This window comes from Bernardetia aquimarina (assembly GCF_042180575.1).
In the GTDB taxonomy this organism is placed as follows: Bacteria; Bacteroidota; Bacteroidia; order Cytophagales; family Bernardetiaceae; genus Bernardetia.
Genome location: NZ_CP170094.1, coordinates 4356847 through 4378010, shown reverse-complemented (window position 1 = coordinate 4378010; position 21164 = coordinate 4356847). Strand labels below are relative to the sequence as shown.

18 protein-coding genes are annotated in these 21164 nt (G+C 31.1%); 8 read left to right on the top strand and 10 right to left on the bottom strand.

The window, feature by feature from the left end; genetic code table 11:
* Positions 1-2: 2 nt before the first annotated feature.
* The 3 genes from ACE193_RS18735 to ACE193_RS18725 all read right to left on the bottom strand — a co-directional run bounded on the left by ACE193_RS18735 (position 3) and on the right by ACE193_RS18725 (position 2896).
* Positions 3-728, bottom strand: a complete 726-nt coding sequence (locus tag ACE193_RS18735) for a 2-phosphosulfolactate phosphatase (RefSeq protein ID WP_375559746.1) — start codon at positions 726-728, stop codon at positions 3-5.
* 14 nt (positions 729-742) lie between these two features.
* Positions 743-1573 (bottom strand): MBL fold metallo-hydrolase, encoded by an 831-nt coding sequence (locus ACE193_RS18730; RefSeq protein ID WP_375559745.1) that lies wholly within the window; start codon positions 1571-1573, stop codon positions 743-745.
* Between the two features lie 90 nt (positions 1574-1663).
* On the bottom strand, positions 1664-2896 hold the full coding sequence (locus ACE193_RS18725) for a SufS family cysteine desulfurase (protein WP_375559744.1): 1233 nt from the start codon (positions 2894-2896) through the stop codon (positions 1664-1666).
* A gap of 273 nt (positions 2897-3169) precedes the next feature.
* On the opposite strand from ACE193_RS18725, the gene mgtE reads away from it, so the two are divergent.
* On the top strand, positions 3170-4522 hold the full coding sequence (mgtE, locus tag ACE193_RS18720; protein WP_375559743.1) for a magnesium transporter: 1353 nt from the start codon (positions 3170-3172) through the stop codon (positions 4520-4522).
* 103 nt (positions 4523-4625) lie between these two features.
* Here mgtE and ACE193_RS18715 read toward each other — a convergent pair whose 3' ends face one another.
* The 7 genes from ACE193_RS18715 to ACE193_RS18685 form a co-directional block, all read right to left on the bottom strand.
* Positions 4626-5099 (bottom strand): hypothetical protein, encoded by a 474-nt coding sequence (locus tag ACE193_RS18715; protein ID WP_375559742.1) that lies wholly within the window; start codon positions 5097-5099, stop codon positions 4626-4628.
* Positions 5100-5403: 304 nt separating this feature from the next.
* A complete protein-coding gene (smc, locus tag ACE193_RS18710; protein ID WP_375559741.1) occupies positions 5404-8952 on the bottom strand; it encodes a chromosome segregation protein SMC in 3549 nt (1182 codons plus the stop codon).
* 100 nt (positions 8953-9052) lie between these two features.
* Entirely contained in the window at positions 9053-9721 is a 669-nt protein-coding gene (locus ACE193_RS18705) for a DUF4276 family protein (protein ID WP_375559740.1), read from the bottom strand.
* Between the two features lie 3 nt (positions 9722-9724).
* Positions 9725-11200: an AAA family ATPase gene (locus ACE193_RS18700; RefSeq protein ID WP_375559739.1), complete on the bottom strand. Its 1476-nt coding sequence runs from the start codon at positions 11198-11200 to the stop codon at positions 9725-9727.
* A 165-nt stretch (positions 11201-11365) separates the two neighbouring features.
* Entirely contained in the window at positions 11366-11608 is a 243-nt protein-coding gene (locus tag ACE193_RS18695; RefSeq protein WP_375559738.1) for a 4a-hydroxytetrahydrobiopterin dehydratase, read from the bottom strand.
* 46 nt (positions 11609-11654) lie between these two features.
* Positions 11655-12443: an enoyl-CoA hydratase/isomerase family protein gene (locus ACE193_RS18690; protein WP_375559737.1), complete on the bottom strand. Its 789-nt coding sequence runs from the start codon at positions 12441-12443 to the stop codon at positions 11655-11657.
* 136 nt (positions 12444-12579) lie between these two features.
* Positions 12580-12834: a hypothetical protein gene (locus ACE193_RS18685; RefSeq protein ID WP_375559736.1), complete on the bottom strand. Its 255-nt coding sequence runs from the start codon at positions 12832-12834 to the stop codon at positions 12580-12582.
* 105 nt (positions 12835-12939) lie between these two features.
* On the opposite strand from ACE193_RS18685, the gene ACE193_RS18680 reads away from it, so the two are divergent.
* From ACE193_RS18680 to ACE193_RS18650, 7 genes are all read left to right on the top strand, one after another.
* Positions 12940-14298 (top strand): DNA cytosine methyltransferase, encoded by a 1359-nt coding sequence (locus ACE193_RS18680; RefSeq protein WP_375559735.1) that lies wholly within the window; start codon positions 12940-12942, stop codon positions 14296-14298.
* 4 nt (positions 14299-14302) lie between these two features.
* Positions 14303-15181, top strand: a complete 879-nt coding sequence (locus tag ACE193_RS18675) for a hypothetical protein (RefSeq protein ID WP_375559734.1) — start codon at positions 14303-14305, stop codon at positions 15179-15181.
* A gap of 99 nt (positions 15182-15280) precedes the next feature.
* Positions 15281-16204, top strand: coding sequence for a hypothetical protein (locus ACE193_RS18670; protein WP_375559733.1), 924 nt, complete (start codon positions 15281-15283; stop codon positions 16202-16204).
* A 7-nt stretch (positions 16205-16211) separates the two neighbouring features.
* Positions 16212-16961: a hypothetical protein gene (locus ACE193_RS18665; RefSeq protein ID WP_375559732.1), complete on the top strand. Its 750-nt coding sequence runs from the start codon at positions 16212-16214 to the stop codon at positions 16959-16961.
* Positions 16962-17065: 104 nt separating this feature from the next.
* Positions 17066-19738: a DNA mismatch repair protein MutS gene (gene mutS / locus ACE193_RS18660; protein WP_375559731.1), complete on the top strand. Its 2673-nt coding sequence runs from the start codon at positions 17066-17068 to the stop codon at positions 19736-19738.
* A 1-nt stretch (position 19739) separates the two neighbouring features.
* Complete coding sequence (locus tag ACE193_RS18655) at positions 19740-20339, top strand: hypothetical protein (RefSeq protein WP_375559730.1); 600 nt, start codon at positions 19740-19742, stop codon at positions 20337-20339.
* A 3-nt stretch (positions 20340-20342) separates the two neighbouring features.
* Positions 20343-21113, top strand: a complete 771-nt coding sequence (locus ACE193_RS18650) for a Uma2 family endonuclease (protein WP_375559729.1) — start codon at positions 20343-20345, stop codon at positions 21111-21113.
* The last annotated feature ends 51 nt before the right edge of the window (positions 21114-21164 follow it).

Genomic DNA, 21164 nt, shown 5'->3' with positions numbered 1-21164 from the left:
AATTAAGAGTTTACTAAAAAATTTTCCTTCAAGATAGGAACATTTTTGAATTTATCAATTTCTAAACAAAAATCCATGTCATTTTCTACTCCATGTTCTTTAAGTCGCTTATAATGAGAAGAATATTTGAGCATTTTGGGTAAATTATTTTTGACAGAACTATAAGAATGAGAAGCAAAAAGAGTTTCGTCGCCTTCCCACCAAAAATCACCCTTAAGCTTCAATGCCAATGCACCAGCAAAAAGAGAATCTTCTGCATTAAAACGACCTTTCCAACCTGCACAGACAATAACAACATCTTTATTTTGAGTTTTTAAATAATTAGTTATTGCTCTTAGATTCAGAAAAGACCCAATTACTACTTGTTCGGCAGTACTTTTTACGGCTTCAATGGCTTGTGTTCCGTTGGTGGTTGTCATAACAATTTTTTTAAATTCTTGTGCCATGTGTTCGAAAGGGGAGTTTCCGATGTCAAAACCTTCTACTTTTTCTCCATTTCTTTCGCCTGCCGTTACGTAGTCCTCATCTTTTAACGATTTATAATGCAGCGCATCGGCAATATCAGCAACAGGAACAACATGAGTTACACCACATGCCAAACCTGCTACCATGCACGAAGTGGCACGAAAAATATCTACTACAACGGCTATTTTTCCTGTTAAATCTACAAATGAAACTGCATCAGGAGTAAGGCAAATTTCTAATGTTGGTTTTGTATTTTGATTCATATAAATAGTTTGAATTAACTTTTGTTTTTTGCGTTTTCTAAATCTCTAATTACTGATTTTACCATGTTTAGTTTAGATAAATTTCCATTGGAGAGTATTCTGACAAACCAATTTTCTTTTAAATTTAATTTTTTGAATATCTGACTCGCTGAATAACCTTTTTCGTAAAGAGAAGAAATATCATTAAAAGCTGATTCTAAGAAGTTTAGTTTTTTAATTAGTTTCTCTTTTGGATTTTTCAGTTGAGGCTTATGTCCACAAAACATCACTTCAAAATCTAGCTTCAAAACTCTTTTGATAGAATTTATTTGTTCCAAAATACTTTCATTCTCCAAAAAGTAATCAATATAGGAATTAATATATAAATCTGCTGAAAACAACCATTTTTTTGAAGGCTCATACAAAGCAACCATATCGGTAGCATGTCCAGCTATTGGAATGACTTGAAAAGAAAAATTATCTGTTTCTATACTTTCAGCTATTGGGATTAAATAATTTTGAGAAGGACGGTTTCCCCACGTTATTTTTTGAGCAAGGCTAATTTTAGGTGGATTTTTCATCATCTGACAACATAAATTTGAAGCAAATACTTTACAATTATGTTGTTTTTGAAGCTCTGTGATATTTCCAGTATGGTCTTCATGATGATGTGTAACAAATATTTGCTTTACATCTAGCTTTTTAGTTTCTGCTAGTACCTTCTCTTTTGCATTGCTTTGTCCTGTGTCTATCAATAAGCCATCTACAAAATAAATATGCGTAAATAAAGTAGGCATTCCAAGAAATTGATAGCCAAACTTGATTCCTAAAACTTTTTCATGTTGGAATGAATTTGAAATGACCATTTATAACTTTGTTTTTGAACTAAAAATAGAGAATAACTCTACAAAGCTATTCTCTATTCTATAAATATCCTAATTCTCATATTTTAGCTCTTATCTCAACCTCTCAATAACCATTTCAAGTGTTTCTGCAAAGGTATCAATTTCCTCTTTAGTATTATAAAGCGCAAAAGAAGCACGAGCTGTTCCCTCCAAATTCATTCTTTTCATCAAAGGTTGTGTACAATGATGCCCCGTTCGGATAGCAATTCCGTTTGCATCAAGCATCAAACCCATATCGTAATGATGAACACCATCGACAACAAACGAAATTACACTTGCCTTTTCTTTGGCTGTTCCGATTATTTTTAGACCTTTTATAGCAGAAAGTTGTTTTGTTCCATACTCCAAAAGCATTTGTTCGTGAGCAATAATATCATTTTTGGTAAGATTATTTACAAACTCAAAAGCCAAACGCAAAGCAACTGTATCAGCAATATTTGGTGTTCCTGCCTCAAATTTATAAGGCAAAACATTATACGTCGAAACGTCAAAAGAAACATCTTTTATCATTTCGCCTCCTCCCATGTAAGGTGGCATCGCTTCCAAAAGCTCTTTTTTTCCATATAAAAAGCCAATTCCTGTTGGCGCATACACTTTATGACCCGACATAGCATAAAAATCTACATCCAAATCTTGCACATCAATTTCTAAATGTGGACAGGCTTGCGCTCCATCAATAACTACTTTTGCACCTACTTCATGTGCTTTTTGAATAATTTCTTTTACTGGATTAATTGTTCCTAGTGCATTCGAAACGTGAACAACAGCTACAATTTTTGTTTTTTCTGAAAGTAAGTTTTGATAGGCTTCCATATCTAATTCGCCATTATCAAAAACAGGAATTACTTTGATTTTTGCGCCTGTTTGTGCAGCTACAATTTGCCAAGGAACAATATTAGAATGATGCTCTAAACTAGAAATAATAATTTCATCGCCTTCTTTTAAAAATGTCCTGCCATACGATTGAGCAACTAAATTGATACTTTCAGTTGTTCCACGAGTAAAAATGACCTGCTCTTCAGAAGGAGAGTTGATAAATTTTTGTGCAGATTTTCTTGTTTGCTCAAAGGCTTCTGTTGCACGTTCGGCGAGTGTATGCGCTCCACGATGAACATTTGAATTTATCTTTAAATAATAATTTGAAAGTGCATCAATGACTGATTTTGGTTTTTGTGTTGTGGCTGCATTGTCAAAATAAATCAATGGTTTGCCTTGTATATCTTGATTGAGAATTGGAAACTCTTCTCTAATTTTCTTTATATCAAATTTGGTTGCAGTAAGCATAATAGTCTAGTTTTTCTTATGTTAAAACAGACATCCCTGTCTGTTAAATTTCATTCGTTTTTGCACAGACTAGGAAGTCTGTGATACTATAATACAAATATAGCTAATTTAGATTGATTTTAAACAAGCTAGTTTGATATTGAACTAAGAAAGTGAATAAGGGTTTTGTTTTGGACAAAATCAAAATTACTAAAAACCTTGCACCTTGTTGTAAGTTGTAGTAAGTAATCATAAATTTGAATAAACTATTTCTCACTTCAAATTATTTACTGTGTGAATTTTACACTTACCCAAGATTATTTAGACTTATTTTCAGAAGCTGTACAAAATCAAAATGCAGATTTCATAACATCTCAAACTACTATTCTTCACTCGGCTGATATTTCGGCTATTTTGGACGAACTAGAAACTGATGAGTGTCATTATATTTTGAGCCTTTTGCCTGAACAAGTGCGAGCTGATATTATTAGTGACTTGGATACTGATATTCGTTCTGATTTTTTACAGACGTATGCACCTGCCCAAGTGGCAGGAATATTAGATTATACTGATTCTGATGACGCAGCCGATATTTTGAATGAACTTCCTATCAAGATGAGAGAGGAGGTTATTTCTCATGTAGAAGAGCCACAGGATGTAATGGATTTATTGCATTATGACGAGGATTGCGCTGGTGGTTTGATGGCAAAAGAGTTAGTTACAGCAAATATAAATTGGACAGTTGTAGAATGTATAGAAGAAATAAGAAGACAAGCCGAAAATGTAGAAAAGATTTATTCGATTTATGTAATTGATGATAATGATGTTCTTTTGGGAAGAGTTGGAATAAAAAAATTAGTTTTAAATCGTAGTAATACAAAGGTTGCAGATATTTATGAGTCTGATGTTATTTCGGTTTATTCGTATCAAGATGAAGAGGAAGTAGCTAATATTATGCAAAAATATGACTTAGAAGCTATTCCTGTTATAAATGTGAATAGGCAACTTTTGGGTAGAATTACGATTGATGATATTTTGGATGTAATAACCGAACAAGCTGAACAAGACATACAAGCAATGGCTGGTATCTCGGAAGATGTAGAAGAAGATGATAGCGTTTGGGTGCTTTCTCGTGCTAGATTGCCTTGGCTTTTGATTGGAATGGTAGGAGGAATGATAGGTGCAAAATTCATAGGACTTTTTGAAGGGCAATTAATAGCTGTTCCTGCTATGGCATTTTTTATTCCTCTCATTACTGCAACAGGTGGAAATGTAGGAATTCAATCTTCTACTTTGGTCGTACAGGCTCTTGCAGATACAGGAGGCTTACAGGAAAGTTTATGGAAAAGACTTTTTAAATCCTTTCTAGTAGCTCTTATCAATGGTTTTGTGATTGGTGTTTTTGTTTTGGGTGCTAATGTTCTTTTGACTGGAGGAGAGATTATTCTTTCTTTAGTAGTTTCTTTTGCTCTTTTCTGTGTTGTAATTATTGCTTCTATAATGGGAACGATAACACCACTTATTTTGAATAAATTTGATGTAAATCCTGCCGTAGCTTCGGGACCTTTTATTACAACTGCAAACGACCTTTTGGGGTTAGCTATTTATTTTTCGGTGGCGAAGTTGCTTTTTTCTATGGCTGTTTAATAAATAAAAATACCATAAATTATTGGTAAATGATATTTATGATTTATATGATGAAAGGCAGGATAAATATTTTTTTGACCATTTTTCTATTGATTAAACAAGTTTATAACTCAATAAGATTTTTCTTATCAAAATCAATTTCTAAATCTTTATCTTCTAATTCATTATTAAACCATTTTTTTATCCATTCAAAAGCAATTTTTGATGATTTTCTACTAAGTTCCAAAGAAATAACTAATTTAGGAGTTTCTTCTTTTGGATAAAATCCCTTTTGCATCCAAGCACTTATTTCAATAGAATTTTCATTATTTTCATCTTCTATTTCTTCTTGAATGATACGAACTAACTTTTTTTGTTTTATAGAAAAAACGGTAAAAATAGGATTACCATCTCTTACTTCTTTTTTGTTATTAAAATTATGATTGTGCCAGTTAAAAATCCATTCTAAATTTTCTTTTTCAAATTCTGAATTATTTCCTATTATTTTCTTATAAAATTCTCTCTTCCACCAATTTTTTGTTAGGGAATAAATACGATTATTTTTAAGAAAGTTTTTATATAAAATTTTATTCTTCATAAGTTATAAAAACTTTGTCAGTAGTTTTTTGGTAATCCGAAATAACTCTGACAATAGTTAAGCACACTCAGCAATTCCCAATGTAACACGAATTCAATCTCAAAACTATGATTTAGTCATTTTTTTGCTAAAAAAATCAACATTTAAGAGAGTTTAAAGCTACTTTTTCAAATTTTTGAATCCTAGAAAGACGTTTTATTGCTAATTTAATTTACATTGGGAATTGCTGAAGCACACTATTTTCAACTATTGACAGCCTTCTGAAAAGACTGTCAAAGTCAAAAAAAACACTCTGTTTTTTTACTTACTCCACCAAAATCCCCTTCAAATCCACAGGCAAAACTTTCGAAACACCAATTTCAGGCATCGTAACGCCATAAACGACATCAGTACTTACCATTGTGCGCTTGTTGTGGGTAACGATAATAAACTGTACTTCTTCTGCAAATTTCTTAATAATTCGATTGAATTTATCAATATTTGCATCATCTAAAGGCGCATCTACTTCATCAAAAATACAGAAAGGCGCAGGTCGTAACAGATAAAGAGCAAACAAAAGTGCCACGGCTGTAAGTGTTTTTTCGCCACCCGAAAGTTGCTTGATAGTAAGAGGTCGCTTTCCTTTTGGCTGTGCAATAATTTCAATTTTTGAAGAAAGTGGGTCTTCAGGATTTGTTAAAGTCAAATCACAATTATCCTCCTCTGAAAAAAGAGAACGGAAAACACGAATGAAATTCTCACGAATTTGATTAAACGCATCTAAAAAGGCTGTTTTGGCAGCATCATCCAGCTCTGCGATTGTATCTTCTAAAAGTTTTTGAGCATCGAAAAGGTCGCTTCTTTGTTCTGTAATAAAATCGTGGCGTTCTTTTATTTCGTCATACGCCTCTTTTGCTGTGGCATTTATTGTTCCTATGCGCTGCAAACGACGTTTTGCAGCTTCTATTTCATCGATTAATGTTTCGTCTGGAAGCTCATCTTCTTCCGTTTTGGCTTCTAAAAGCTCGTCTGTCAGTTCGATTTCAAATTCGGCTGAAAGACGTTCTCTTGTCGCTGTTAGTTTTAATTTTGTTTCATTGAGTTTATTTTGAAAAGACATCGTTCTTGTATCGCAGTTTTCTCGCTGTCTTTGTAGTTCTTTGATTACCTTTTCTACTCTCGTTATTTCTTCACGCAATTTGTAAAACTGACTTTCAATTTCTGACAAATCGTGTTGCAAATCACCTTTTATTTCTTCTAAAGAAGTTATTTCCTCAATCTGAGTAGCTATTTTTTCTTTAAGTTGATTTACTTCTTCTGCAATTTCTTGAAGTTGTTGCTGACTTTGTGTAATTCGTTCTTTTCCTGTCAGAAGAGAAGTTTGTTTGAATTTTATTTCTTGTTTGAGGTTTTCTAATTTACTTTCAAACTGAATAAAAGACATATTTTTTTCCTGTAATTCTTCTGCAATTCCTTGAAAACGCTCATTTTGAGTAGAATATTTATCATTCAAATCATAATAAGTTCGTTCTGCTTCAATAGCTTCTTCTTTTTTCTGACTTACTTTTGGCTTTAATTTTTCAATTTGTTCTGCCAAAATACTCAAACGTTCTTGTGCTGCTTGTTTTCGCTCTTCACTTCGCCTAACATTTTCTTGCATCTGTTCGGCTTTTGCTTGAAGAGATATTTTTTGCTGTGAAACGTGATTAGTTTCGTTTTTTAAACTTCGTAATTCTTCAAATTTAGATTGTTCTTGTAGGTTTTCTATCTGACTTAAAAAATCATTTCTTTGGTTTTCTAAAACAGAAATTTCTTCTTCTAAAGTGATAATTTCTTTATTCAATTCTTCCAAACGCTGTTTTCTCCCTAATTGAGAATTCTGATTTGAATTTTCCTTTCCTTTTCCACCTGTCCAATTTCCACCAGTACGAGCTACAAATTCGCCATTTTTGAGTGCAATCGTAAAACCTTCAACATCATTTGAATTGTCGTTTTCACTAAAATAAACATTATGAAATAACGAATACGCCAGTTTTTTATAGGATTCATCAAACTGAATAACTGCCAAAGCAGCAACAGCATTATCAATCGGAGGAAGATTTGGAATAACGTTTTCTAATTTTTCCAACACAAAAAAGTTTGCTTTTCCTTTTTCATTTTCTGTCAATAAAGAAATTGCTTTTCGTACTTCTTCTTCTGTCTGAACGACATAAAAATTGAGATACGGCTCTAAAATCGAAAAAAGTGCATCGTTATATTCTTCTTGTGCTGTAAAAATGTCAGCCAATAAAACTGCTTTTTCAGACCAAGATTCATCCGTATTTTGATAATCATTTAAGAATTTCAAGGCACTTGAAAAACCTTCCATATTTTCTACTAGAGATTTGGTAAGATTTTGTTCGGCTTTTAGACTGCTTTCTTTTCGTTGTTTTGTTCCTATTTGTTCTTTTAAAGATTCAATTTGAGTAGTGAGCGAATTTATTTTTTGCGTTCTTTCACTTTCTAGTTGCTCTAACTCAGAAATTTCATTATTTCTATTCTTTAGCTCATTCTCAATTTCTTGAACTTTCTTTAATGTAATTTGGAGTTCGTCAGCTTGTCCAGAAAAATCTAGTGCAATTTGGTCATTTTCTTGTTTTGAGCCACTTTGTTGATTTTCTTTTAATTCAATTTCCTTTTGCAGCATCAACACATCATTTTGAAGCATCTTGAATTTTTCTTGTGCTGCTTGCATTGCCGAACGCAAATTCTCAGTTCTTACTTTTTCTTCTGAATGAGATTTTTTAAAATTCTCTAAAATGCTTTGTGTTTCCAAAAACTGCTTCTCTTGACTTTCTAAGTTTTGTTGCAAACTCTCTAGGCTGCTTCCTGCTTGTTTTGTGCCTGTTTCATCTTCTAATAACTGCTCCTCAATTTGATTTCTATTTTTACTTAAAAACTGTGTTCTATCTTCATTCCTAACTTTTTCATTTTGAAGATGATTTATTTTTTCTATTTGAGAAGACAAATAACGTTTCTTTTCAGAAATAATTTTTTCTTGTTCTGTTGCTGTATTTTTTTGGTCTTCAATAGACTTTTCTAGGTTTTCTTGTTCATTTGTAAGCGTTTCTTTTTGTGCTAAAATCTCATTAATTTGCGTATTTAATTCTACAAAATCATCAGAGTTACTTTTTACTTGACGTTTTGCAAGCGCAATACTAAACTTTTCGTAGGCTTCTTTAGTAGAAAAATATTTTTCGGCTTGTTTGGCTTGGCGTTCCAAACCTTTCATATTTTTATCAATTTCGTGCATCAAATCCTCTACACGTTCCAAATCAGATAAAGTAGCCTCTAGTTTTGCCAATGTTTCTTTTTTACGTTGTTTGAATTGCGCCACTCCAGCAGCTTCTTCGAACATTACTTTTCGTGCGTCTTCTCTATCAGTCAGAATATCATCAACCATTTTTAGCTCAATAATGGCGTAACTATTTGAAGTTGCACCTGTATTCATGAGCAAATTGGTAATATCTTTTCGACGGCAAGGCGTACCATTCAAAAAATATTCACTAGAACCCGAACGAGTATAACGCCTCGTGATACAAACTTCTTTGTATTCTGGTGGCAAAAGTTGTCTATTATTATCAAAATATAGCGAAACTTCGGCAGCATCGGCAGCCTTTCTTTTTGCTGTTCCGTTAAATATAATATTCGACATTTTGTCGGAGCGCAAATGACGAGTTCGGTGTTCGCCCAAAACCCAACGCATGGCATCAATAATATTTGATTTTCCACAGCCATTTGGCCCTACGACACCTGTAATACCTTCGTCAAAACGAACGACTACTTTATCCCCAAAACTTTTAAATCCTTTTATTTCTAATCGAAGAAGTTGCATATATTATTTTCCTGTAACCGACTTTCAAATATATTAAACTAGAAAAGGCAAGCCTTTTCCCTACAAATACAGAATACGATTGTAAAATTACGAAAACCATTTAATACAACAAGCCTAATTCTTTATAGGCTTCTCTAACATTATTTTTAAAATCTTGATACGATTCAAAATTTTCTAACTTTTCCAAATCAATTGCTTCTCCAATAGATTGATAAAGCTCTGAAATTGTAAGTTCATTTCGACGATGTTTTGTAATATCCTTTCTAGCTATTCGAATGGCTTCTTGTATTACTTCTTTTGGATTTGCGATTGTTTCGGCATTACGATGTATTCCTAGCTCTGTATCTGTTTTATTTGTTCCAATTTGTTTTTTGAATAATTCCTTATCTGCTAAAAGCCAACTTTCAGTTTCTTGAATAGGAACAATAGCCACCATTATTTTACAATATTCTATTTCATCTTGTTGTTGTAGAGCTTCTTTTGCAGGATTAATTTTATATTGATAGGTTTCCTTTAGTGTTTTTGTGTCTGCATCTGAATGAATACACAGAATAGTGATTCCGAATTCATCACGTCCTCTTTTTGATGCTTCTAAAACTTTATCTACAAATTTTAACTCTTCCAAGTTGTTTATGAAATTTATACTATAAACCTCAACCATTGTATGACATTCAAAAGAAATTTCATAAAAAGCTCTTTTTATAATACTTTCTAAAAAACGCCAATCTGTTGTTCCTTCAGTCATTAATCCAATAAGTAATTGTTGCATGTTCTAACGATTTTTTTGGTGTTTAGTAGTATTCTCTTCTATTTTTTTTAATTTATCCTCTATATCAAAACTACTTGCAGCAAGATATTTTTTAATATTGTAAATAGCCTGTTTCCTCATGTTTTCTTGTTCAATTTGTGTAAACATTCCTCCATAACCTTTTTCTTCATATCCTAAAAAAGGACTTTCCATTTTAGTTTGAGAAATACCTATCCTTTTATTGTTTATAGTTGTTACAAGTTTGGTCATACGAGATAAATTGACACTTATATTTTTTGCATTATTATCATTGATTATGTAATCAATAATTTTCCCTACAAAAATAGGTGAATGAGTATTTACGATTACTTGACGTAATGGCATTTGTATATCTGTAAAATCTACACTTAAATTTCTTAATAACTCTACCATGTCTTTAATATGATCAGGATGTATTCCATTTTCGGGTTCTTCAAAACATAGTAAACCTGTATGCTGACTATCATATTCTAAAATACATAAAGCTAAAATACGAAGAGTACCTTCTGATAGAACTCTTGAAGAATATTCCTTCTTATCATTATCTTTTAATTTTATAATATATTGTTTATTTTCTTTATCGTCAACTACGATTACTTCAATAAAATGAGGTAAAAATCGCTGCAAGTTTCTTGAAATTTCAATCAAGTTATATTCATCTTCTTGTTTTATCCTATATAAAACGGCAGCTAAATTTTTTCCACTTTGAGAAATGGTGTCTGTTCCATCTTCTTTACTTGTTGGTTGTCGTAAATCTTCTGGATTAAGTTGTAAGAACTTCCAACTTTTCATCTCTTCTTTAGCAGCTAAAACATGTGGAAAGTCTGCTATATCAAAACTGCTTAACACAGTTCGTGTGGCATTATTATTTAGAGGAAAACGAAAAACTCTTTTATTTCCTATTGTTCCGTCTTGTGGCACTTCTACTATCATAATCCCCTTGTCTTCAACTGTTCGCATATAAGGTATTCCCCTCTTTCCAGTACCTACTTTGGGTAGCCAATTTTTAAGCAACTTTTTAGGAATATTATTAATCCACCTATCTTCGTTGTGTTTAAAATTTTCTAAATATTCATAAACTACTGATAAATCTTCTATACCTAAAGAATTAGTAAATCGTTTTATATGAAGTTGATACTTTAGACGTGTATATTTTAATTTAGCTTCGTTTCCCCACGCATCTTTTACTTCTTTATTAATCAACATTTCTACACAAAACTGCATTTCAGTAGCATATTCAGTTTCAGTATATTGTGTGAAAAGTTCTATAAATTCTCCTCGTTGTTCTTTAAATGCTTTTTTTAGATTATCTGTTTCTGCAAGTCTAGCCAAAAGCATAAGTGCATCAAATAAATTACTTTTTCCAGAAGCATTTGCACCAGCTATAACCGTAAAAGGAGCAAATTCCATTTCAAAATTTTGAAAGGACTTAAATCCGTTAATCTTTATATTCGTTATCATATTTTTACTTTCTAAATATTCTATTAAAAATCCGTTGGGCAGATAAACAAATTTACAAAAAATTACCTTTCCAAACGTCTAAAAAAGATAGACTTTTGAAAAGGTAATAGCTCTTTGTCGTTGGTGCGACACCAACAACGGCAATTTTTTATTTTAAAAACAGTTTTAAATTTTATCAATCGCTTCTGCCAGTTTTCGGTCTTTTGTTGTAATTGTGTTTCCTTCATCGTGCGTAGTGAGTTCAATCTCTACTTTATTATAAACATTACTCCAATTTGGATGATGTCCTTGCTGTTCTGCTAAAAAAGCAACACGAGTCATGAAGGCAAAGGCTTCTTGAAAATCGTTGAATTCGAATGTTTTTGTTAGTTTGTTGTTTTTTTCTTGCCACATATTTTTTCTGTTCAAGACCCTAAGGGTTTTTAGAAACCCTTAGGGTCTAATTTATAATAATTTATTTTGTCAAAGAAGCTACAATCATTTTGAGAATACTTCTCGTTCTTGGTGACCACCATTGTTTTAACATTGGCTCTAATATTTCATCTAAATTATCCATATTCATTCCTGCAAGCATTCCTCCACGAAGATTAGTTTTGCTCAATGACCATGTTTTCCCATCAAAATTAGCATAATCTTCCATTTTTTCTTCTGCGTGTGCTAAAACTTTATCAGCAGCTACCACTTCATCAACCAAACCAACTTCTTTTGCTTCACTTGGACTAATCAACTTTCCTTCTAAAAGATATTGATAAGCTGTTTTGTTTCCTATCCAAAAAGAATATAAATCAAAAATTACTTTTGGCACAACGATTCCAACAGGAATTTCATTGAGTCCAATAATATAATTTCCTTCTGCCATCACACGATAATCTGCACAAACTGCCAATACACAACCACCAGCAGGACTATGACCTGTAATAGCTGCAATAAATGGTTTAGGAAAAGAAGCAATGACTTTGGTCATTTTCATGAAAGCAACCCAAAATTCTTTTACATCTTCTTCGTTCATATCATAGAGTTCTTTCAAATCTAATCCTGAAGAGAAAAAATGTTGTTTTCCTGTCATGATTACACCATTTACGTTCTCATCGTTTGTTGCTTGTTCGAAAAAGGCGTGTAAATCACTAATCATTTGACGATTAATCGGATTTGCTTTTCCTCTATTTAATTGTAGAGTTACAATATTATCTTTTGTTGAAACGGCTAAAGTTTCAAAATTGGTTTGTATGGTTTCGTTTGTCATTTTTTCGATTATATAATTGTCTATACTATTTGATACAAGATTAAAAAGTAATACTACTAAAAAAAACGCAAAAACAGAAATTCGTCTTGCATACTATTCTAGTCATTTCAAAGATTTATATTTTTTTTTGTAAAGACTAAACGAAAGCCAAAAATCCGAATATACTTATTCCAATAGATAAAACGAGTACTCCAATTAGTGCCACAATTTTTACAATCGTTTTTTTGGATTCTGAAAAATGATGTCCTACAAAACCAATCAACATTCCAAAAGCTCCCAATACAATCGTAAAGAGTGGAATTACGTCTTTATATTCGTCTATTTTCAAACCTACATTTGCTAGTATTGCAAAAGGTAAAATGATTGTGAGGAGTTTGAATAGTTTGTTCATTTGGTTTTTGATGTTTTGTTATTTTATTGCCTATTTTATGAAAATTCAAAAGGCTTTTTTTTGTAATTTTACAGAAATTAAATCGTAAAAAATAGTTTGATGAAAATGAAAAAGAATTTATTGTCCCTTTTTTCAGGTTGTGGTGGAATGGATATTGGTTTTGAAGGAGGTTTTAAAATTCCCAAATCAGTTTTAAATATAAAAATAAATCAAGATTGGATTGAGAAAGAAGATGAAATTTATTATTATCTCAAAGAAACCATTTTTGAAACAAAATTTGCAAACGATATAAACAAATATGCTAAAATAGCTTGGAATGACTATTTCCTAAAAAAAAGAAGCTCAGAAAATGATGAAACAGCAGATAAAGAAATCTTCAAAGTTGGAAGTATTGTAGATATTGTAAAAGAATATCAAAATGGAAATAAAGCCGTTTTTCCTCAAGATATAGAAATTGTTACAGGAGGTTTTCCTTGTCAAGATTTTAGTGTTTCTGGAAAGCGAAAAGGTTTTGATTCGCACAAAGACCACAACGGAAAACGTATTGAAAATAATCCAAAAAATAATGAAACTCTAAAAACTACCATTCCTTCTGAAGAAACACGAGGAAAATTGTATATGTGGATGAAAGAAGTAATAGAAATTACAAAGCCTAAAATTTTCATTGCTGAAAATGTAAAAGGACTGACAAATCTAGGAGAAGTAGAAAAAATTATACAAACTGATTTTTCTGATATTGATTCAAAAGAAGACAAAAAAGACGGTTATTTAGTTCTTACAAAAGTTTTGCATTCGGGTATGTATGGCGTTCCACAGTCAAGAGAACGTATATTTTTTATTGGTTTCAAAAAATCTGCCTTGACACAAGAAGCATTAAAAGAATTAAACAAGACTACTATATCTGAAAAATTTTCTCCTTATCCAATTCCTACACATAAATTAAATGGCGAAATTCATACTTCTTCTTTGAAAGATTTGATGATAAATTTCACCAAAAGTGCAGCCGTTTTGAAGGATTTAGAAGAGCCTGAAAAAAGCGATGATTTTTCACAAAAATATTATTCAAAAGCTAAATTTATGGGCGCACATTGTCAAGGACAAAAAGAAATCGATTTAGAAAAACTTGCGCCTACCATTCGTGCAGAACATCATGGAAATATTGAATACAGAAGATTAAGCAAAGAAAATGGAGGGAAAATAAATGAAGAGTTAGAAAAAGGCTATCAAGAAAGACGTTTGACACTTAGAGAATGCGCCAGAATACAGACCTTTCCAGATGATTATAATTTTGTTATTCCAAAAAAAGGAATGAAAAATAGATTTGAAGTAAGTGCATCTGTTGGTTATAAATTAGTTGGAAATGCTGTTCCTCCTCTTCTAGCCTATCATTTGGCTAAAAAAATTGAAAATAACTGGGAATTATATTTTGGAAAAAATCAAAAAGAACAGTCAGAAAACATCTAATATTATGAAATCACAACCTAACTTACTAAACTGTTTTCTCTCTGTTTATTTTTACGAAATAGAGCAAAAATTAAATTCTACTAAAAATGAACTTGAACTGATAAAGTTTCAATCGGAAGAAGCCAATACTGACGAATTTTTGAAACGTTATTTCAAAGAGTTTCTATCAATTCATAATTCGATAAAAGAAACAAAGATTGAAAAATTGGAGTTACAAGTTGATTCAGAAACGCATCAAATTGATACAAAAGATCTTTTCAATTATCAAGTAACAACTGTTTTCTTGCCAGAAGAATTAACTGTAAGTCAAAAACAAGAAATTACAAAGACTAAAAACTCAGTTTATACAAACCCCGATTTATATTTAGAAATAAGCGACGGAACAACTCTTTTTTATGAATCAGTAGAATTAAAATCTACTAAAAATGATGTAATTCCTGGCTCAAGTGTTCAACAAGTTTCGCCTTTTGAATGGGTTATTTTTATAAAAAGAAATACAACTTCTGTTTCTGTTGCAACAGGTTTTTACATCAATAGCATTACAGAAAAACTACCTTTTCCAGATAGAAGTCCAAGACCACAAGTAGGTTTTAAAAATTTAGTAGATTGGAATAAAAAATATAGAAAAGAAACTAATAAGATTTTATCTATTGAAAATAAAAGCGAACTCAATAGCGAAAAAATAAAATTACTAACTGATTGGCAAGACTATTTAGCTTCTGAATGGTTAGAAATAATTTCATCAGATTCTTCAAAAAAGAATGAAAAATGGTTTAATAATGCGCTAAGAAAATTCTCTTTGAAGTTTTTAGAATATACAGAAAATCTAACAGAAGAAGAGAAAATTAAATTAAAGGAGAAATTGAAAAATCTTATTAAATAGTTGATTAATTAGACTTTTCTCAAAAAAACTCTCCAAATCTCAAAATATTTTTGCACTTTTGATACATTCAAAAAAACAAAATAGTTATATAATTATTTTATGAAATACCTAAAAAATCCATTATTTCCTCTGTTTATTCTATCCGTTATCTTATCAGTTTTTGGATATAATTATTTCTTTTATGATTATACCGAAATAGAAAAAAGTGTTTTTAGTCATAATTATCAACAAAATATAGACTTAAAATATGAGTATATCAATCTAGCTGAAAGAACGAAAAAAGAAGCAGAGAATAAATTCTTGGAGGAAGGGAGAAAAGAGAATGAGTTTTCTGAAAAAACATACAAATCATTAAAAACGAAAATGGATAGTTTAGGTAAAATTTATTCCGATATTCATCTCAACTATTTTGAAAAACCTAGACTTGAATTAAGAGAAGAAACGCTCCCAAATACAAAAGAAGTAATTCCAAAGTTCCCTCCAAAAGTTCCAAACATAAAAATAGTAAGTGTTTTTAATGAATACATAAAGAAAGTATCAGAGCTAGATTCTTCACTTGCTAGTAGTTATAAAAATTTTGTTTTTGAAGAGGGAATGACTGATGAGCAGTTGCATGATTTTTATTTTGATGCTGATGATTATTTGAGAGCATTTCATTATTCTCGTTTTGAGGCGCAACTTGCCAACATGTATTATGAAGATTCAAAACAACTCACACAAAGCTATTTTCTTTATCCTCTTGACTTAAAAATAGAAGATGCAAAAGTAGTTCCTTATATAGAACACCATTCAAATCTAGGAAAATATAGCATTGCAGCAATGAGTGTTTTTCCATTCAACAAACAGAAATCTACTCTTATTTATTCAGAAAATATAGAAACCAAATTTGATGAAAATGGATTTATTATTTTCCCTAAAGAATTTCAGAAAGGAATGCAACAGTTTGGAGTAAGGATTCCATTGTTAAACGGAAATGATACGACCCTTACAATGAAAATTGATTTTGATTATAAAAAAGAATAGTACAAAAATGAAAAACAAAACACTTTTATCGGTTTCTGTATGGCTTTTAGTGGTGTTTCTGAGTGTGTTTTATTTTACTTCTCAAAAAAATAAGCAAGAAAAAAATAATATTGCTCTTGATAAAAGTATCCATTTTATAGAAAATCAAATAGCACATAAACAAGCAAAAATTCTAAAAGAACACTTTATTAGTGTGGAAGAATCGGGGTTTCATCCAAGAGATACGGCTGTTTATAATCCTATTGAAAGAAATTTAGCCTTTTCAGATTCTCTTTACAGAACAGCTAATTATGAATGGAAATATTTAAAAAATCATACCGTAGATAGTTTTTATAATTATGTCCAAATAAAAGAAGATGATATATTTTTAGATTATCAAAATTATAGTTCATTATTCGTTAATAAGCTGCATAAATTAGCTTTATATAGACTTTATAGTAAAAATCATTTGCTAGATTTCAATAAATTTGGTTGTGGATTTGGCTATTATGATAAATTTCAGATTAATTTTCTACTAAGTCAGTCAGTTATCGTTTTGGAATACACAAGAAATGGAGAATTACAATCTTCTACAATTTATCAAGGCAAAAAATCAATACAAAACTTATATTTTGATGTAGAAAAAGATACAACTATTTACTTTGAAATTGAGACAGATTATTTTGAAAGAAGTGTAAACCGTAATAGAAAAAAATATCAACTAAAAATAAAAGCAGGACAGAAAAATGATTTTGAAATAAAAGAAGTCAAACAATAAACACTTTTCTCAAAAAAAACTCTCCAAATCTCAAAATATTTTTGCAATTTTGATACACTTAAAAAATCAAATTGCCAATAAAAATAGCCATAAAAAATATTCTCATGAGCAAGAAATCAACTTCAAGAACAAGTACAACAGATACCAAGAAGACAAAACAAACCCCTTTGATGAAACAATACAATCAAATCAAAGGAAAACATCCAGATGCTATTTTGCTTTTTCGTGTTGGCGATTTTTACGAAACTTTTGGAGAAGATGCTGTTCGTGCTGCCAAGATTCTAGATATTACACTTACCAAACGTGCCAATGGTGCAGCTTCTCAAATTGCATTGGCTGGTTTTCCTCATCATTCCTTAGATAATTATTTGCCTAAATTAGTTCGTGCAGGACTTCGTGTGGCTATTTGCGACCAACTAGAAGACCCAAAAGCTGCAAAAGGAATTGTAAAACGGGGCGTTACCGAGCTTGTTACCCCTGGATTAGTTTTGGGAGATAATGTTTTGGAGAATAAAAAGAATAATTATTTGGCTTCTATTTATTTCTATAAAAATAAAAAATATGAAGCTGTTGGTGCAGCTTTTTTAGATTTATCGACAGGAGAATTTTTGGTAGCAGAAGGAGAATATACTTATATCGAACAACTTTTAGAGCGTTTTGCGCCTTCGGAGATTATTTATAGCAAATCCAATAAAAAAGAATTTGAAACGCAGGTAGTCAGACAGGAAAGTAATTTTTCACAATTTGCTATCGAAGAGTGGATTTACACGACTAATTTTGCCTACGAAAAACTAACAAAACATTTTGGAACGGCATCATTAAAAGGTTTTGGTGTTGAGTCTATGCACGCTGCCACGATTGCAGCAGGAGCAGTTTTGTATTATTTGGAAACGACAGAACACCACGAAAAAAATCATATTATTTCTCTCAGCCGAGTCGAACAAGATAAATATGTTTGGTTAGATTCTTTCACAACTCGCAATTTGGAATTACTTGTTCCAATGCACGGAAATGGTAGTTCATTGATTGAAATTTTGGATAAAACGGTTACTCCAATGGGCGCAAGGCTTTTGAGAAAATGGGTAGCTTTTCCACTTAAAGACGCAAAACCAATTCAGAACCGACTTAGAAATGTTGCTATTTTAGTAGAAAAAGATGCTTTACAAGGCGAATTGCGTTCGTATTTGAAGGAAGTAGGAGATTTAGAACGCTTGATTTCAAAAGTTGCAGTAGGTAGAATTAATCCGAAAGAATTAGTAAAACTTCGTGATTCTTTAGAAGCAATTCCGACAATTAAAGATATTTTATTAAAAAGTAAAACCAATGAATTAGAAGCCATTGGAGAAAAAATTATTCTCAATACTGAAATTCTTCAAAAACTTCAAAAAGAATTAGAAGACAATCCACCTCTGAATGTTCAGCAAGGCGACACCATAAAAAAAGGAGTTCATAAAGAGCTTGATGAGCTTCGGAATATTGCCACCTCGGCAAAAGATTTTTTAGAAAAAGTACGCCAAAGAGAAATTATTGCTACTGGAATTACTTCATTAAAAATTAGTTATAATAAAGTTTTTGGGTATTATATTGAGGTCAGTAATGCTCATAAAAACAAAGTTCCGACGGCTTGGATTCGTAAGCAAACACTCGTTAATGCAGAGCGTTACATTACGCCAGAACTAAAAGAATGGGAAGAAAAAATTCTGACAGCAGAAGAAAAAATTTCTAGTATTGAATATACTTTATATCATAATTTGGTTTCGGAAGTGGCGCAATATGTAAAAGTAATTCAACAAAATGCCAAGTTTTTGTCGATGTTAGATGCTCTTTGTGGACTTGCAGAAGTGGCGATGCAAAACGGTTATTCCGAACCCGAAATTACAGACGATAATATTTTAGAAATTAGAGAAGGAAAGCACCCCGTTATTGAAAAATTATTACCTCTTGGAGAGCAGTATGTTCCGAATGATGTAATTATGAATCCTGAAAGTGAACAGATTTTTATCATTACAGGGCCTAATATGGCTGGTAAATCTGCACTTTTGCGTCAGACGGCTTTGATTGTTTTGATGGCTCAAATTGGAAGTTTTGTTCCTGCTAAAAGTGCCAAAATTGGTGTTGTAGATAAAGTTTTTACTAGAGTTGGAGCTTCTGATAATATTGCAAAAGGAGAATCTACTTTTATGGTGGAAATGTCTGAAACGGCTAGTATTCTGAATAATCTCAGTGATAGAAGTCTTGTTTTGATGGACGAAATAGGTCGTGGAACAAGTACGTATGACGGAATTTCGATTGCGTGGGCGATTGTAGAATATTTACATTCATTGCCAAATGCAAAGCCTAAAACGCTTTTTGCTACTCATTATCACGAACTCAACGAACTCAAAAATGATTTTGATAGAATAAAAAATTATAATGTTTCGGTAAAAGAAGTGGGAGGAAAAATTATTTTCCTTAGAAAGCTAAAAGAAGGAGGAAGTGAACACAGTTTTGGAATAAATGTAGCTTCACTTGCAGGAATGCCAAAAGAAGTAGTTTTGAGAGCTTCGGAAATGATGCATCATTTTGAAACCAATAAATTTGCAGAAAAAGACAAAGAAACATTACAATCTGCACCTAAAAATACATTTTACCAAAATACTTTGTTTGGAGAAAATCAAGGAAGTGATCCAATTTTAGAAAAACTAAAAGATGAATTATTAAGTCTTGACATTAATCGTCTTTCGCCTGTGGAAGCTCTTTTGAAATTAAATGAGTTTAAAATTAGAGTGGGGAAATAATATGAAAACTAAAAATCAAAAACCTTTATCTTTAAGAATTGAAAGTAAACTGCATTATCTGTTTATCATTTTTGGTACATTATTAATAATCATTTTATTTATTGGTATAAATTATAGAAATTATACATATAATGAAGGGTTCAACTTTTTATTTTTTTGTATTGCTTTATTTATTATAGGATTGATATATTTTCTATTTCGTACAATAATCAAAACTGATTTTTCTATAAAGTTTAATGAAGAAAGTCTAACTATAAAACGACCTTTTAATAGAAGCATTACTGTAGTATATAATGAAATAAATAAGATAGATATTACTTATGGCTCTCCACTTGACATAATTAGTGGTACACCTTTGGAAATGATTATAATTAGTAGAAAGTCCAACAAATCTCTTGGAGTTATCTTAGAAAGATGGAAAATAGATTTAAGAGAACATTCGAACTTCCAAAAATGTATGTGTTTTCTATCAGATAAGGCTTCTGTAACTATTCATGTTCATAATCTTAATAAAAAGGCTTTCAGTACAGTAAAAACTAAAGCGAGGTTAGAGTGGTCAGATAATCCTAATGATTTTTACAAAAAGTATAATCAACAATAACCTATGCAAACACTAGAAAAAAAATTAGCGACTACAATTTCTGCTTTAAAAGAAGAAAAACAAAAATATCTTTTAGAGTTGGTTGATAAAATGATTTTGGAAGAATTGGAAGAGCAGAAAAAATTTACAGATTCATTAGAAAAGCCTTTGTATGAAGAAAAATCATCGTACAATGCTGATGATATTTTGGCTATTGTAGATAAATTTCCAAAAGATAAATTATGGACGTTTGAGGATTTGGATAACGAGCTTATTTTTCCGAGTGACTTAATGGTAAAAATCGAAATTCTTGATTATAAAATTTATGTTACGCCAGACCCAACTACAAAACACCAACTTATCTTAGGAAATATTCATACATTTTTGAATATGTATGTGCTGCAAAACAAATTAGGAAATGTTTATCCTGCGCCTATTAGTATGCAAATGAATAATGGCAAAACAGTAAAACCTGATATTTTTTTTATAGTAAAAAAGAATGTAGAAAAAGTAACTGATAAAGGAATTGACTTTGTGCCTGATTTAGTCATTGAAGTCATTTCTCCTGCTAACTATAAAAAACTAAGAGAAAAAAAGAAACAAGAATATGCAGATTTTGGCATTTTAGAATACTGGGAAGTTTATCCAAACAAGCAGAAAATAAATATAGATACTCTTTCAAAAGACGAAGAAGGAAAACCTACTTATACACTTTTTTCTTCTGCTACAAAAAAAGGAATTGTAAAATCTAATGTTTTGGAAGGTTTTGAATTGGACTTGGAAAATGTATTTTAAGTAAAACAGACTTCCTAGTCTGTTTAAAAAAGTTTTCAATTTCTCATAACA

What these genes read in the sequence shown, in the direction of transcription:
- ACE193_RS18665 (WP_375559732.1), top strand. Translation starts at nt 16,212, where the DNA reads ATGAAAAACAAAACACTTTTATCGGTTTCTGTATGGCTTTTAGTGGTG.
- ACE193_RS18715 (WP_375559742.1), bottom strand. Translation starts at nt 5,099, where the DNA reads ATGAAGAATAAAATTTTATATAAAAACTTTCTTAAAAATAATCGTATT.
- ACE193_RS18735 (WP_375559746.1), bottom strand. Translation starts at nt 728, where the DNA reads ATGAATCAAAATACAAAACCAACATTAGAAATTTGCCTTACTCCTGAT.
- ACE193_RS18655 (WP_375559730.1), top strand. Translation starts at nt 19,740, where the DNA reads ATGAAAACTAAAAATCAAAAACCTTTATCTTTAAGAATTGAAAGTAAA.
- ACE193_RS18730 (WP_375559745.1), bottom strand. Translation starts at nt 1,573, where the DNA reads ATGGTCATTTCAAATTCATTCCAACATGAAAAAGTTTTAGGAATCAAG.
- ACE193_RS18670 (WP_375559733.1), top strand. Translation starts at nt 15,281, where the DNA reads ATGAAATACCTAAAAAATCCATTATTTCCTCTGTTTATTCTATCCGTT.
- ACE193_RS18690 (WP_375559737.1), bottom strand. Translation starts at nt 12,443, where the DNA reads ATGACAAACGAAACCATACAAACCAATTTTGAAACTTTAGCCGTTTCA.
- ACE193_RS18650 (WP_375559729.1), top strand. Translation starts at nt 20,343, where the DNA reads ATGCAAACACTAGAAAAAAAATTAGCGACTACAATTTCTGCTTTAAAA.
- ACE193_RS18700 (WP_375559739.1), bottom strand. Translation starts at nt 11,200, where the DNA reads ATGATAACGAATATAAAGATTAACGGATTTAAGTCCTTTCAAAATTTT.
- ACE193_RS18680 (WP_375559735.1), top strand. Translation starts at nt 12,940, where the DNA reads ATGAAAAAGAATTTATTGTCCCTTTTTTCAGGTTGTGGTGGAATGGAT.
- ACE193_RS18725 (WP_375559744.1), bottom strand. Translation starts at nt 2,896, where the DNA reads ATGCTTACTGCAACCAAATTTGATATAAAGAAAATTAGAGAAGAGTTT.
- mutS (WP_375559731.1), top strand. Translation starts at nt 17,066, where the DNA reads ATGAGCAAGAAATCAACTTCAAGAACAAGTACAACAGATACCAAGAAG.
- smc (WP_375559741.1), bottom strand. Translation starts at nt 8,952, where the DNA reads ATGCAACTTCTTCGATTAGAAATAAAAGGATTTAAAAGTTTTGGGGAT.
- ACE193_RS18705 (WP_375559740.1), bottom strand. Translation starts at nt 9,721, where the DNA reads ATGCAACAATTACTTATTGGATTAATGACTGAAGGAACAACAGATTGG.
- ACE193_RS18685 (WP_375559736.1), bottom strand. Translation starts at nt 12,834, where the DNA reads ATGAACAAACTATTCAAACTCCTCACAATCATTTTACCTTTTGCAATA.
- ACE193_RS18675 (WP_375559734.1), top strand. Translation starts at nt 14,303, where the DNA reads ATGAAATCACAACCTAACTTACTAAACTGTTTTCTCTCTGTTTATTTT.